Raw genomic sequence first — 15,460 nt, 5'->3', positions numbered from 1 at the left:
AACTTTACAAACGCAAAAATATGGAATAGTTTTGATTTTTAAGGCATTTCAAGAAATTAATTACAGGAGATGTGTGTTAAAATTGAAAGATAACCATCAGTCAAACAGTTTCTTTAGAACAATTATGTTTTTAATCATAAGTCTGTTCGGCGTAAAAAGTTATATTTGCATGTTCTAAAGTAGACGATTTTAAATATGTTGAAGCAACAGTTACAACAAAAGTTACAGCAAAAGCTCTCTCCGCAGCAGATACAGCTAATCCGGCTTCTCGAGCTTCCGGCTATCGAGCTGGAAGAACGTATCAAGCATGAGCTGGAAGACAACCCTGCCCTGGAAGAAGGAAAAGATATTGCAGACGACTTTGAACGGACTGACGATGAAGGTGGTGATGATATATCTACAAACGAGACAGAGGCAGATATCTCGCTCGGCGATTATATGACCGAAGACGACATTCCCGATTACAAACTACGTGAAATAAGCGAAAAGACAGAACGTAAAGAAGATATTCCTTTCTCCGTAAGCCAGTCGTTGAACGAATACTTACTGCAACAACTCGGATTACGCGACCTGCCCGAGAAACAGGTAAAGATAGCCGAATATATAATAGGTAATATAGATGACGACGGCTATCTTCGCCGCGAACTCTCCGCCATAGCCGACGATCTGGTATTTCAAGCCGGACAAGATGTAGACGAAAAAGAAATAGAAGAAGTACTTGCCATCATACAAGACTTCGACCCAGCCGGAGTCGGAGCACGCAACCTGCAGGAGTGCCTGTTACTGCAACTCAACCGGAAAGAACCGACTGCCGGAGTAGAAATGGCCATCCATATCCTTACGGAATATTTCGAAGAATTCACCCGCAAACACTACGACAAGATCATGCGAGGGCTGAACATCAGTGAAGAGACGCTGAAGAAAGCCATCCACGAAATAATTGCCCTCGATCCTAAACCTTGTAGCAGCTGGGGTGGTTCTATGGAAGTAGCCATGAGCCAGGTGATCCCCGATTTCCTGGTGGAAGCTATCAACGGAGAACTGATCTTAAGCATGAATAACCGGGACATCCCCGACCTGCGGATCAGCCGTGATTATGCGGAAATGTTTCAGGACTATGCCGGCAACAAGGCAAACCAAACATCCAAGATGCGCGAGGCCGTACAGTTCGTAAAGCAAAAACTCGACTCGGCCCAGTGGTTTATCGACGCGATCAGGCAACGCCAGGAGACATTACAACGTACGATGGAAGCCATCATCCTTCTGCAACGGGACTTTTTCCTGACCGGAGACGATGCCACCCTGCGCCCGATGATACTGAAAGATGTGGCCGAACGTGCAGGATACGACATATCGACCATTTCGAGGGTTAGTAACAGTAAATATGTACAAACCAACTTCGGTATCTACCCTCTGAAGTTCTTCTTTTCCGAGTCGATGCAGACCGACAGCGGTGAAGAGATATCCACCCGTGAAGTGAAGAAGATTATGAAAGAACATATTGACAGCGAGGATAAACGTAAACCCCTCACCGATGAGGAACTCACCACCATCCTGAAAGAGAAAGGATATGTTATCGCCCGCCGAACAGTGGCTAAATACCGTGAACAGTTAGATATTCCGGTTGCAAGGCTCAGAAAAGAAATATAAATTTGAAGCGTATGAGACTGTTTTCAAATATAATATCCGGTATGTTCCACCCGTTGCTAATGGTAACGTATGGAGTAATACTGGCACTGACATTTACATATCTTGCCATCTATCCTCCCACCATGAAGCTCTTTCTGGTAGGCGGCGCGTTCTTGTCTACAGCTGTAGTTCCGGGACTTTTCATTTTTCTGATGGTGAAGAACGGAGCAGTCGGCGACCTGGAACTGACAGACCGCAAGGAAAGAGTCGTTCCTTACCTGATCATCATCACCTCAATGATGGTCTGTATCTTCTACATGTATAAGATGATGATACCCTTCTGGTTCCTGTCCCTACTGATGGGAGCCTGCGTAGCCTTGCTAATATCCTTGTTTATCAACTTTTACTGGAAAATCAGTGCACATACGCTGGGAGTCGGAGGACTATTAGGAGGCATGATGGGGATTGCCCGTCTCCACCTTATAAATCCGTACTGGGGTTTCATTATCGTGCTCCTGGCAGCCGGTCTGGTCGGTACATCGCGTATCTTTTTAAAACGTCACACACCAATGCAGGTGTATGCCGGCTTTTGTCTCGGATTTATATGTACCTTTGTAGCCTCATTATTGAGTTATATCTATTTATTCATCTAATAAAAACACTAAAATTATGAACTTTCCTGCTGATTTAAAGTACACAAAAGATCACGAATGGATTCGTGTAGATGGCGCAGTTGCCTATGTTGGTATCACAGACTACGCTCAGAGCGAATTGGGTGAAATCGTTTTTGTAGACATTACTACAGAAGGCGAAAAGCTTGACAAAGAAGAAGTTTTCGGTACAATCGAAGCCGTAAAGACTGTTTCTGACCTGTTCATGCCTGTTAGCGGAGAAGTGATCCAGGCTAACTCTGAACTGGATGACAAACCTGAACTGGTTAACGAAGATGTTTACGGAAACGGTTGGTTGATCAAGATCTCCCTGACAGATCCTTCTGAACTGGACGATCTATTGTCTGCAGCTGAATACGAACAATTCATCGCTAAATAAATGACACCTGTAGTTAGTATTATCATGGGCAGTACTTCCGACCTGCCCGTCATGGAAAAAGCAGCCAAGTTGCTCGACGAGATGGAAATCCCGTTCGAAATGCATGCTTTGTCTGCCCACCGTACTCCGGCTGAAGTAGAATCCTTTGCCAAAGGCGCTAAAGACCGTGGTATCAAAGTTATTATCGCTGCTGCCGGAATGGCTGCGCACTTGTGTGGAGTTATCGCATCGATGACTACCCTGCCGGTAATCGGTGTCCCCATCAACTCGACACTCGACGGTATGGACGCCCTATTGGCTATCGTACAGATGCCTCCGGGTATTCCTGTTGCCACAGTAGGTATCAACGGCGCATTGAACGCAGGTATCCTGGCCGTTCAGATGCTGGCTGTAGGAGACGAACAACTTCAGGGCAAACTGGCTAATTACAAAGAAGACTTGAAGAAAAAGATCGTAAAAGCAAACCAGGAGTTAGCTCAGGTTTCTTTTAAATACAAAACTAACTAATTGACAATTGATAATTGACAATTGACAATTAAAAGAGAATAGACTCCGCTTATTGCCAATTGTCAATTGTCAATTGTTCATTGTCAATTAAACAAGATGGATCATTTTAATTACAGTCGCCGCAAATCGTCTGTTGTCAATATAGGGAACACGCCGTTGGGAGGCGACAATCCGATACGTATCCAATCCATGGCAAATGTTTCGACCATGGACACCGAAGCCGCCGTCCGCCAGGCCATCCGCATGATCGAAGCGGGAGCTGAATATGTGCGTTTCACAGCTCAGGGCGAACGTGAGGCCCGTAACCTGGGAGAAATCCGCAAGGAGCTAACTGCCCAGGGATATACCACACCACTGGTTGCCGATATCCATTTCAACCCCAAAGCAGCCGATGCCGCTGCTGCAGAGGTGGAAAAAGTACGCATCAATCCGGGTAACTACGTTGACAAAGTAAAGACCTTCGATCTTCTGGAATATACCGACGAAGAATATGCCGCAGAATTACAGAAGATACGCGACCGTTTTGTTCCCTTTCTCAATATCTGTAAAGAACACGGTACCGCCATCCGCATTGGCGTAAATCATGGTTCACTGTCCGACCGTATCATGAGCCGGTACGGTGACACCCCCGAAGGAATGGTAGCCTCCTGCATGGAGTTCCTGCGTATCTGCCAGGATGAAAACTTCCCCGACGTAGTCATATCGATCAAGGCTTCCAACACTGTCGTAATGGTCAAAACCGTACGCCTGCTTGTTCAGACGATGGATGCTGAAGACATGCATTACCCGCTTCACCTGGGAGTAACTGAAGCCGGTGACGGCGAGGACGGCCGTATCAAAAGCGCTGTCGGTATCGGAACCCTGTTGACTGACGGCATAGGCGATACGATTCGCGTCTCCCTCAGCGAAGACCCCGAAGCAGAAATGCCCGTTGCCCGCAAACTGGTCGACTACATCCTCGAACGCCAGGGCCATAAGCCTATTACCGCCAATATCGTTCCCGGTTACGACCCGATAACAGCTTCCCGCCGCATCAGCCGTGTAACGGAAGGTATCGGAGGCAATTTCCCTCCTATCGTTATCTCCGACCGCAGTAACGGCGACTTTGAATTCGACCATTTGTCGATGCCGGACTATATTTATATCGGCAAGGAAGATCCTGAAAACCTTCCCGACAATTTCCGCATGCTGGTAGACGCCCATTTCTGGAAAGAACGTCCGAATGCATTCCCTTACTTCATAGCCTCTGAAATAGAAGAAATAAAGAACTTCAACTCTCCTCTGAAGTTTATACGGTTGACATACAATGATCTGACAAACCGTACATTGGAGATTCTGAAACAAGACCCGACCATCGTAGTCGTACTAAGTACCCACCACCGAAACGGTGTCGGTTCCCAACGCGCTGCGATGCATAAACTGATGACAGCCAACTGCGACATCCCGGTCGTCCTTCACCGCGAATACCACGAAACGGACAAAGAGTCGCTGCAACTGAAATCAGCAGCCGATTTCGGTACCCTGCTGCTCGACGGCTTCGGTAACGGTATCATGCTGCAAAATAACGAATGCGAAGCCACTGTCACAGACAGTTGTATGTTTGGTATCCTGCAGGCTACCCGTTCACGTATCAGCAAAACAGAATATATCTCCTGCCCCAGCTGCGGACGTACGCTTTACGACCTGCAGACCACCATCGCCCGTATCAAGGAAGCAACCTCCCACCTGAAAGGCCTGAAGATCGGCATCATGGGATGTATCGTAAACGGTCCCGGTGAAATGGCCGATGCCGACTACGGTTACGTTGGCGCAGGACGCGGACAGATCAGCCTTTACAAAGGCAAAGAATGCGTATTGAAGAACATCGCCGAAGAAGATGCAGTAGAACGTTTAGTTCAGTTAATAAAAGAGAACGGAGACTGGCAGAACTGATATTTGTACTATCTTCGTCCCTCAAAATCAAGATATAATAATGGAAGTAAAGATAATTAACAAGTCACATCACCCGCTACCCGGTTACGCGACCGAATTATCGGCAGGTATGGATATTCGTGCAAATCTGACAGAAGCCGTCGTACTGAAACCGCTGGAACGTAAACTGATCCCGACAGGGCTCTACATCGCCCTACCGGAAGGATACGAAGCGCAAATGCGTCCCCGTAGCGGCCTGGCATTGAAACATGGTATCACCCTGTTGAACACACCGGGAACGATCGATGCGGATTACCGGGGCGAGATCGGCGTTATCCTGGTCAACCTCTCTTCCGAGCCGTTCACTGTAAACGACGGAGAACGTATCTGCCAGATGGTGATCTCCACCTACAACCAGGTAAGTTGGAAGCAGGTAGAAGCGTTGGACGAAACAGAACGCGGTGCCGGCGGCTTCGGACATACGGGCAAGCAGTAATATCGCGCACAGCGCGTGATAGTAATCGCGTGAAGCCCGCGATGATAATCGAGCAAGTTACTCGATAGTAAGTGAGCGAGGTACTCAATGGTTAGTGAGAAGCGCTCTCGATAGTAAGCTGCTAATATTCATAAAAGATTTACATAGAAAAAGATATATGTTGAAACAATTAATATATGGGATACTCTTTTCACTCCTTCTGTTTATGGGCATTCGTCCGTTGCATGCCGGAGAAGTAAAGAAAGACACTCCCTCCAAAGTGAACGAGCTAAACGCAGCCGAACAGAGGAAATTCGACTACTTCTTCTTCGAAGGGTTGAACCTTAAGACTGCCGGAAAATTCGATGCTGCCTTCGATGCATTTAATCACTGTCTCGCAATCGATTCTACCGCATCCCCGATATTGTACGAGCTCTCGTCATTCTACATACAGTTGAACCGTCCCGAAAAAGCAGTCGATATGCTGAAGCGCGCCGTTGCCAACAGCGCCGACAATTTCACCTACCGCATGGCACTGGCTACTATCTCCCGCAACCTCGGCATGTACGGAGAAGCCGCCGAAGAATACGAGAAACTGCTCAAAGCCTATCCTGGCAAACCGGAACTCAACTATTACCTGGCGGAAGCCCTGACCCAGGAAGGCGAGATCGGGGAAGCCATCGACGCCTACAATGCCCTCGAATCGTCGATAGGTATGAATGAAGCCCTTTCCATGCAAAAGTACAAGCTCTACAATTCGTTGGAACAGTCAGATGCTGCCTTCAAGGAGATAGAGAAGCTGGCTGCCAAATACCCGATGGAAGCCCGATATCAGATTATCCTGGGTGATCTTCACCTGGAAAAGAACGATACGATAAAGGCCCGCTCTTACTATGACAAAGCGCACCAGATCGATCCGGGGAACCCTTACTACATCGTATCCATGGCAAACTACTACGAAGCAACCGGCAATAAAGAGGCGGCTGAAGAACAGATACATACCGCCCTGGTGAACGAGAAACTGGATGTAGACACCAAAGTCGGCATTCTCTCCCGTTATATCCTCCGGCTGCAACAAACACAGAAAGATACCGACAGTTCCAACGCTCTCTTCCAGACTTTGCTGGAACAGCACCCGGAAGACACCGAACTGAAACAGATGTACGGTGGCCTCCTGTTGTCGCAGGGAAAGACCGACGAAGCACGCTTCCAGTTCCAGCTTATTACCGAAATGGAACCCGAAAACGCCGGAGCCTGGCAACAGCTTCTCAACATGTCGTTGAAAGCGGAAGATATACCCGAAGTGATCCGTATCTGTACCAAATGTCAGGAACTGTTCCCGGACGCTCCCGAATATTACTTCTACCTGGGTATTGCTTATTACCAGCAGGAGAAATACCAGGAAGCCCTGAACACTTACTATGCCGGCATCGACATCATCCCAGCGGAGAATCCGCGCCTGAAATCGGACTTTTACGGTCAGATCGGCGACATCTACTACCAGATGAAACAGTTAGATCAGACCTATAAAGCATACGACGAAGCATTGAAGTACAACGAAAACAATATCGTCGTCCTCAACAATTACGCCTACTTCCTTTCCCTCGACAAGAAAGATCTGAAAAAGGCGGAACGCATGAGTGCACAGTGTATCAAGCTCGAACCGGACAATGCCACTTATCTCGACACCTACGCCTGGATATTCTTCGTGCAGGGCAACTACACCCTCGCCAAGATATACATCGAAAGTGCCCTGGAGAAAGATAAGACAAAGAGCGCCGAACTGGTAGACCATTATGGCGACATCCTTTATATGACAGGAGATAAAGATAAAGCCGTCGAACAGTGGAAAAAAGCCCGCGAACTGGGTAAGGAAAGCGAAGTACTCGACCGCAAGATAATCGAAGGTAAATATATCGAAGAGGAGGTCAAGAATGAATAAAACACGAGAACGTATAGCCCTGGGTATCATTTTATGTTGCATTGTATTCCTTTCAGGCTGTAAATCTTCAAAGAAGATCGGTACAGTCGTATCGGGAGGTGCCAAGGCGCATAACGAATTCTTCGAACTGATGGAAGAACATGCTTTTCAGTTCAATACGCTGACGGCCCGACTGAATGCAGAGCTTAAAATGTCGAAGAACAACATGAGCTCACGTGTCGACCTGAAGATGGTGCGCGACAGTGCCTTCCAGTTATCCGTACAGCCTTTTCTGGGGATAGAGGTATTCCGTGCCGAGTTCACCGTGGACAGCATCAAGGTAATCGACCGGATGAACAAACGCTATGTAGCCGAACGTTATGCCGACCTGAAAGGACAAACCCCAATCGAGTTTAATTTCTATAACCTGCAGGCGTTGTTTACCAACCGTATATTCCTGCCCGGCCATCAGGAGATCGAACCGAAGGAATTCAAACGCTTCAAGCTTAACCAGGACGGGGACAAAGCAGAGATCAAGGTAAAAGATGCTATCGGATTGCTCTACACCTTCTTTGCCGACGGCGAAGAAAAGCTGCTTTCCACCTACATTACAGATCCATCCGAACAATACGCCCTGCAATGGGACTATGCCGATTTCCGAGTGACGGACGGACAACCGTTTCCACAATTGATGGATGTAAATGTATTGTCAAACGGCTCGTCACAAGGAGGTATCGCTTTCCGTTTCTCCCGCATACAGACAAATGTGCCGGTTAATATGGAGTTTTCGATTCCTGATAAATATAATCGTATTACCTTTGCACAAATCATAAAATCAATCAGTAACAGTCAGAAATAGAGATGAAGTATATTTGGATTGTCATATTCACGTTATCTGCCCTGACCGCCTTCGGCCAGAAGTCTGCACGGGTGAGACAGCTTGAAGAGCAGCGTAAGAAAGCGCTGGCTGAAATTGAAATGACAAACCAGTTACTGAAAGAGACTACCCAGACAGCCCAAAACTCCCTCAACCGCCTGAACTTGCTCTCACAGCAGATTCTTTCCCGTAAGAAAGTAATCAGCTTATTGAACCAGGAAGTCGGCGAGATTGACAACCAGATCGCTGCCGCCCGCCGCGAGATCAACAAGCTGGAAAAAGAATTGGGCGAGAAACGTACCAACTACGGTAAATCAGCACAAAGCCTGTATAAACGCCGCAGTTCGCAAGACAAACTACTGTTCATCCTCTCTGCCGACAATTTCGCCCAGTCCATGCGTCGCATGCGTTACCTGCGCGAATACTCCGACTGGCAGAAACACCAGGCCACCGAGATCATCGACAAGCAAACCGAGATCAACCTGAAACAACGGGAACTGGAAAAGACCCGTGCCGAAAAGAATGCTTTGTTAGGAACCCGCGAACAGGAAAGCCAAAAGCTTCAAACCGAAGAAAGTAGCCAGAAAGTAGAGGTACAGGAACTCAACAAGAAACAAAAACAACTGAAAGACGAACTCCGGAAAAAGCAACAACAGGCCAACGCCTTGAATCGCCAGATCGAACAACAGATCGCCGAAGAAATAGCTCGTGCCGAAGCCGAAGCAAAAGCAGCCCGCGAACGTGAACGCCGTGCCCGTGAAAAGGCCAATGCCAAGGCAAAAGCCGAAGGAAAAGAACAGCCTGTGCAAGAACCTATACAGGAAGAACGCGTAGCCGATACTAAAGGAGGTTATGCTATGACTAAGGCTGAAAAGAAACTGTCCGACGATTTCGCAAGCAACCGCGGACGCCTGCCGTTCCCCATATCAGGGCGTTACACTATTGTCGGAACCTTTGGCGAACAACAGCATTCAGAACTGAAATACGTCCGTACCAACAACAGCGGTATCGATATTCAGACTACACCGGGAACCGATGCCCGTGCGATATTCAACGGTGAAGTAACCCGCGTATTCGTAGTCCCCGGCTATAACAATTCAGTGATCGTCCGCCACGGTAACTACCTGACCGTTTACAGTAACCTGAGCCAGGTATACGTAAAGGCCGGCGACAAGGTCAGCACCCGCCAGGCCATCGGTAAGATATTCACCGATACGGAGGCCGGAAACGCAACCATCCTTCATTTCCAGCTTTGGAAAGAGAAAACGAAACTCAATCCCACACCCTGGCTGGACTAAAAATTATTCCCTATCTTTGTCACCTACTTTTAAAGGGATAATTAATTATGTATTTGACGCTCTTTCTTACTTTCCTGAAAATAGGTGTGGGGACAATAGGCGGCGGATATGCCATGTTACCGTTGATACAACGGGAGGTAGTAGACCGCGGCTGGCTATCCAAAGAAGATTTCATCGACCTATTCTCCGTCGCACAATCACTACCAGGTATCTTCGCCGTAAATATCTCCATCTTTGTCGGTTATAAACTGAAAAAAAGCATGGGCAGCGTAGTTTGTGCCCTTGGGACGATCCTGCCGTCTTTCCTGATCATCCTACTGATCGCCACATTCTTTACCCAGGTTCAGGATAATGAATGGGTGGAAAAGATATTCAAAGGTCTGCGCCCGGCTGTCGTAGCATTGATAGCCGTACCCTGTATCACTACGGCACGTTCCATCAAACTGACTTACGTTTCGATGTTGATTCCTGTCGTTGCCGCATTGCTTATCTGGATGGGAGGCGTCTCACCGGTATGGATTATCCTGGTCGCTATTGCAGGAGGGTTAGTGTATGGTTTAAAGATAAAGAAGAATTGATATGATTTGGTTACAGTTACTTTACGTTTATCTGAAGATCGGGATCTTCGGTTTTGGTGGCGGATATGCCATGCTTTCACTGATACAGGCAGATGTGGTAGACCGTTACAAATGGATTTCTTTACAGGAATTCACGGACATTGTAGCTATCTCCCAGATGACGCCGGGCCCGATCGGTATCAACAGTGCCACTTATATCGGTTACACGGCCATTCATAACGCGGGATACTCACCCGCGATGGCTGTTCTGGGTTCATGCCTGACTACATTCGCAGTCTGCCTGCCCTCATTCATTCTGGTATTGGTGATCTCCTATTTCTTTGCCAAATTCAAGAACAACAAATACGTCGTTGCCGCTTTCACAGGCCTGCGCCCCGCAACAGTCGGACTGATAGCCGCCGCGGCATTAATGTTGATGAACAAAGAAAACTTCATCGACTACAAAAGCTTCCTGATCTTCGGTGCCGCCTTTATCCTCACCTGGAAGTTCAAAGTCCATCCGATTTTGATGATTTTCCTGGCAGGGATAGCTGGTCTGATACTGTATTGGTAAGAAAATTACTGTATTTGATATATAGTTCTCTATAACGAAAGCCCCTGCAGGAAATCCTGCAGGGGCTTTGTTTTTTATCCATGTTCCCTCTTCACAGGGGTACTGACAGATGAACTTTATTTTATTACTTTAGTATTAATACGGCCACTTGTTCGCCCATCGCGGGGTAATTGGTTGAAGTATAGACGTTGCTTGCAACGTCTATACCTGACAACCGCGTAGCGGTAATTTTAGAATTATTTTGATTACAAATTATTTTACAATTGCTTTAACAGCAGCTTCACCTTCAACAGCTACTACAACTACACCGGCAGGAGTAGCGATAGTTGCATTGTCAGAAGAGATCACTGTATTTGCGATTGCCTGACCAAGAACGTTGCTGATAGTAACCTTCTTACCCTGAGCACCATTGATGATAACTGCACCGTTAGTAGCAACTACAGATACTTCAGAAGCAGAAATAGCATCGTTTGAAGTCGGAGTTTCGTCAGTTGCCTCGATGTTGAAGATTTCAGCATCACGGATAGCATCTTCATAAGAAGTATAGTTAGCAACTACAGGTACACCGTTCTTAACAGCTACCCAAGCACCTTCGCCTGCACTCGGGATTTTCTTGTCGCCTTCTGTTTCGATCAGGAAGTCAGCAGCATCGGTATTTACCAGACGTAATGCAAATACAGCATTCTTGATACCATTCTTATGAGTAGCGTGGATAGAATCACCTTTTGAAGTAGCAGCAGACAAAGCCAGTGTTTCCTGGTTATGTTTGTTATCACCCAAGAAGATAGAATCACCAGACAAGTGGCTAACCTGACCGTTACGATAGATTACCAGAGTATCGCCAATATGTTTTGCATCTACAAAACCTAAACGTGTATATCTTGAGTTCCAGATATAATCTTTACCAGCGCCCTTAGGCAAAGCAACAGAGTCTGCAAAGTTAACCAGGTAACGACCTGTTGTATAAGCTTCTGTCTGAACAGCGTGCGGACAATGGTCTACACCATTAGCTTCTTTCCATGCATCCGTATTGTGTTCTTCATCGAACGGACAATTCCAACCGGCTTCATGGCGAACTGCACCCATTACGAACATGTACTGAGGCATTGTTGTATTCTTACGTACATAAGCTGTATCGATAGTCATAGCAGCTTTTGCAGCGTCACCTTTACCTTCTATACCCAGGAAGTTGATACCTTTATCCTTAGAATATACAGAGTTTGCATCTTCATACAGATATTCCTTAGCAGTAGAGTTAACACGGAAAATTTTAGCAACATTAAGATCCATATCCTTCAATTCATCTGTTTCTAAAGTCTTACCCAGACGACGATACAAAGGAGTAGTATCTTCTGTCAAAGCAAATGAAGATGTACGGCAATTCAAATCACCATAATTACAACATAAACATTCCTGTATTAATTGGGCAGTAACATCGTCTACACCAACTTTATATGATTCGATCAGAGGAGCAGATTTCAAAGAATTCGGTACCGGAGCATCAGCTTCAATCAATGCATAATAATGTGTGCCATCCACACAGTTCTGTTCTTTCAGATAGAAGATAGTAGCATCAGCTCTCTTTGCCAGAATATATTTCACGCTACCTCCATAATAATGAGCTGTAACGAATCTCTTTTCAGAGTCAGTCAGTACGCTTGAGTTTTCAACTTCCAGTTTGTAAGCTACTTTCTTCAGGTCATTTGCATAACCATACTTTTCAGCTACATACTTTTCTTCGTTATCTGAATTTACAGGAACCAAAGAGAAAGCAACACCTTCCTGACCTACAGTCAGTACAACATTGTCGCTGGTAGTATCCAAACCTACCTGCAAGTTAGCACCTTCAGCAGCCAAACCACTCAGATAAGTAAGATTGTAAGTTTTTTGTTCGGCAATATCAGCTGTTGTATTTTCATTGAAATAACCATATTCAGTAGTCGGATCGATCAAGTTAAAGACGAATACCATACCGTTATAGTAATATTCATTTGCTGCTAAACCTTCTCTTTTAACGAACTGATGGATACCTTCATTGTAAAAACCAAAACCATTTCCAAATTCACGGTTCATAATCTTAACCGGGCTAACAGAAGCCATAGTTCCATTCTTAATCACTTTCTCAACTACCCACTGGTAAGTCGGCATGTGCTCAACGTCTTGTTTAACAACTTCTGAGAAATTAAATTCACCACATAAGCTGTTAGAAGCATACAAACCAACATAAGGTTTGAAATATTTATTATCAGTAGATTTTACATATACTTTGTAAATACCTTCCGGAAGAGTTGTATAATCCTTGCTTATACCATCGTAAGCCAGTAAATTAACCAAGTTCTTTGTTCTGTTGCCATCGCAAGAATAGAAAGTGATAACTTTTTGCTGTTCATCAACCAGTTTACAATGAGACAGGATAAGGTTTTCACCAGCACCATTCTGAACATCTGCTGCAGTATTAGCATCAATAGCAGGCCATACCTTTTCAGCTTCAGTATCCAGAGTGTTAGCATAGCTCCATGAAGTATAAGCGCCATTATCAGCATTATTATAAACAGTAGGTTCATCGGCATTTCTATCCATTTCTACAGCTTCAACCATAGCTTGTACCCAGATTGAGTCGTTAGCTAGGTTCTTTGTAAATTTGAAACGGAAAGCATCCAAAGGAAGACCTTTGGCGATCTGCTTAAAGCATTGACGAGTAACTAATGAAGCCGCTTTATCTGTTGTGCTTATCTTATTATACATTTTATAAGTAGCACCGGCACTTGCAAAATAAGAAGTATCGACATGCAGGTATTTATTAGAAACCTGATCATTTTCCAATGTACTCAGGATAACATAATCGTCATCAACATCTTTCGTGAAACCTTCTGCAAAGCCTTTTGATTCATCAATGTTGTAGACAAAATCATAACCGCTGGAAGCAGAAGACCTTACTTTAAGCTGTTGAGCCTGCAACGGAGTAGCAAAAATATTATTTTCTTTTGCATCACTGCCAAAGTCAAGCTGCATATAGGCAACATTCTTAGTATTGGTCTTTGTATTCAAGTCTTCAGCACTCAAAACATAAGTACCAGCTTTTACAAGTTTCAATTCCAATGCATCTACAGCAGGAGTCTTATCGTTAGCATATTTGTAAGCATATACGCCATCATTTTTAGATCCCAAAATCATTGTAGAGTCTGCATTTGAGAAAACAATGCTCAGTGGAGTTTCTGTTTCAAAATCTTCACCAGCATATTTGCTTTCAAACCATTTCCAGTTAGGATAGGCACCACCAATATAGGTAGACTCTTCTGTAACTTCAGTTGTCTTAGTTGCATTAGCCGGATCAAAAGAGAAGAAAAGACCTGTTGCTTTGTTCACCAGGCAGAAACGAGTTGTACCACCATCTTCGGAAATCTGAGGTTTGATACTCCACAAAGCCTGATTAATTTCTTCCAAGCTCGTAAGATCATCAACTAATTGTGCTTGAAAAGCAGTATTCGAATTATCCAAGTATAGATAATTACCATCGGCATCTTGTATAAAGTAATACAATTTTTCGTTCACACTCTCCTTTGCTTCGAAAGAGGCACCGGTTAAACCGGCAGGAGCACCACATAATGCAGGTACTACTGGTGCCGGATCTACATCCTGAGCCTGAACCGCGCCTACACATACGGCCAGTAAGCTACCGGCCAAAAACGTAGAAATCTTTTTGTTCATAAATCTAAATTTTAATATTAATAATAGTGTTAATGAAATAGTTCTTGTTCGATGTTTTGAATGTCCTTTTTACCAAATGACTAGAGAAAACGATCCTTTTTTTTAGTCACTGTTTTTTATCATATTTATATTTGTAATCAAAACCTTATATTTGGTACTATGTTTGCTATTCAGTTGATAAGAAATAAGATAGGAATGATAAAAAAAATGATAAAAGGATTGTTGGTAAAAAAAGAATATCTAAATTTGCTGACGATAAAAAAGGATCGTTTTCTCTAGTCAGTCATTTAAAACACATATAAGCTTATTATTCAAGCTATTCAGTACTATTTTATTTATTTCTTTATCTTCTTTATTTATAAAACAACGTACATGCGTACATTATATAATACAACTTTCCCGAGAGCTGTTCCTGCAATATCACACTTACTATAAAAGCCTATATATAAAACAATTAAACACAATTCCGTATTCCTTTAATGATGTCACACGATTGTTTCCTAAGTCACAGATCCGAGCATAGGAGAACTAAGCCTTTTCATCAGGAATATTAAGAAAAAAAGATAGGACAATTTAGAGTATTACTCCGGTATTTTATAAAAGTAAGGCTTGCATTGCATAAAAGAAATGCATACTATACATATATGTAAGGCTAGCATTACTTTTTAGAAATCTACATATTACATATACAAAATAGAGCAGAAAAATATTTAAACATACTGACTTTCAAACTTAGAAGTCCTAATGAAAGCCCTTACAGGTAAAGACAGGACTAATCAGGACGAGACATGAAGCCGGAATGAAGGTCGTATGAAGGCAAGAACAGAAACCGGGTTCATCTAATATCAATTGTAGATCAAAGGATATCTTCCTATATGAAGGCAATGAAGGCTAATATGCCAAAACTTTTTATAGTTGCCCCGTTAAACCTTTTCTTTTCACTCTTGTCTATA

12 protein-coding genes are annotated in these 15,460 nt (G+C 44.5%); 11 read left to right on the top strand and 1 reads right to left on the bottom strand.

Annotated elements, in window-relative coordinates; all coding sequences use genetic code 11:
* Positions 1-195: 195 nt before the first annotated feature.
* The 11 genes from rpoN to QZ076_RS02355 all read left to right on the top strand — a co-directional run bounded on the left by rpoN (position 196) and on the right by QZ076_RS02355 (position 10,799).
* Positions 196-1,650: an RNA polymerase factor sigma-54 gene (rpoN, locus tag QZ076_RS02405; protein WP_293709999.1), complete on the top strand. Its 1,455-nt coding sequence runs from the start codon at positions 196-198 to the stop codon at positions 1,648-1,650.
* Between the two features lie 11 nt (positions 1,651-1,661).
* A complete protein-coding gene (locus QZ076_RS02400) occupies positions 1,662-2,282 on the top strand; it encodes a hypothetical protein (protein ID WP_293709997.1) in 621 nt (206 codons plus the stop codon).
* A gap of 16 nt (positions 2,283-2,298) precedes the next feature.
* Positions 2,299-2,679 carry a glycine cleavage system protein GcvH gene (gene gcvH, locus QZ076_RS02395; RefSeq protein ID WP_293709995.1) on the top strand — a complete coding sequence of 127 codons (381 nt, stop codon included), beginning with the start codon at positions 2,299-2,301 and terminating at the stop codon, positions 2,677-2,679.
* On the top strand, positions 2,680-3,186 hold the full coding sequence (gene purE / locus QZ076_RS02390) for a 5-(carboxyamino)imidazole ribonucleotide mutase (protein ID WP_293709992.1): 507 nt from the start codon (positions 2,680-2,682) through the stop codon (positions 3,184-3,186).
* 96 nt (positions 3,187-3,282) lie between these two features.
* Positions 3,283-5,118, top strand: coding sequence for a 4-hydroxy-3-methylbut-2-en-1-yl diphosphate synthase (locus QZ076_RS02385; RefSeq protein ID WP_293709989.1), 1,836 nt, complete (start codon positions 3,283-3,285; stop codon positions 5,116-5,118).
* A 40-nt stretch (positions 5,119-5,158) separates the two neighbouring features.
* Complete coding sequence (gene dut / locus QZ076_RS02380) at positions 5,159-5,593, top strand: dUTP diphosphatase (RefSeq protein WP_293709986.1); 435 nt, start codon at positions 5,159-5,161, stop codon at positions 5,591-5,593.
* A 157-nt stretch (positions 5,594-5,750) separates the two neighbouring features.
* Positions 5,751-7,514 carry a tetratricopeptide repeat protein gene (locus QZ076_RS02375; protein WP_293709985.1) on the top strand — a complete coding sequence of 588 codons (1,764 nt, stop codon included), beginning with the start codon at positions 5,751-5,753 and terminating at the stop codon, positions 7,512-7,514.
* Positions 7,507-8,352: a DUF4292 domain-containing protein gene (locus QZ076_RS02370; protein ID WP_293709982.1), complete on the top strand. Its 846-nt coding sequence runs from the start codon at positions 7,507-7,509 to the stop codon at positions 8,350-8,352. The genes QZ076_RS02375 and QZ076_RS02370 overlap by 8 nt, the downstream gene beginning before the upstream one ends.
* A 2-nt stretch (positions 8,353-8,354) precedes the next feature.
* Positions 8,355-9,668 (top strand): peptidoglycan DD-metalloendopeptidase family protein, encoded by a 1,314-nt coding sequence (locus tag QZ076_RS02365; RefSeq protein ID WP_293709977.1) that lies wholly within the window; start codon positions 8,355-8,357, stop codon positions 9,666-9,668.
* 47 nt (positions 9,669-9,715) lie between these two features.
* Positions 9,716-10,246 carry a chromate transporter gene (locus QZ076_RS02360; protein WP_293709975.1) on the top strand — a complete coding sequence of 177 codons (531 nt, stop codon included), beginning with the start codon at positions 9,716-9,718 and terminating at the stop codon, positions 10,244-10,246.
* A 1-nt stretch (position 10,247) separates the two neighbouring features.
* Positions 10,248-10,799: a chromate transporter gene (locus QZ076_RS02355; protein WP_293709973.1), complete on the top strand. Its 552-nt coding sequence runs from the start codon at positions 10,248-10,250 to the stop codon at positions 10,797-10,799.
* A gap of 252 nt (positions 10,800-11,051) precedes the next feature.
* Here QZ076_RS02355 and QZ076_RS02350 read toward each other — a convergent pair whose 3' ends face one another.
* Entirely contained in the window at positions 11,052-14,507 is a 3,456-nt protein-coding gene (locus QZ076_RS02350; RefSeq protein ID WP_293709971.1) for a DUF6383 domain-containing protein, read from the bottom strand.
* Positions 14,508-15,460: the final 953 nt, after the last annotated feature.

It is taken from the genome of uncultured Parabacteroides sp. (assembly GCF_905196875.1).
Classification (GTDB): Bacteria; Bacteroidota; Bacteroidia; order Bacteroidales; family Tannerellaceae; genus Parabacteroides.
Note: the sequence above shows the minus strand (reverse complement) of the source record. Positions and strands in the feature narration are given on the sequence as shown.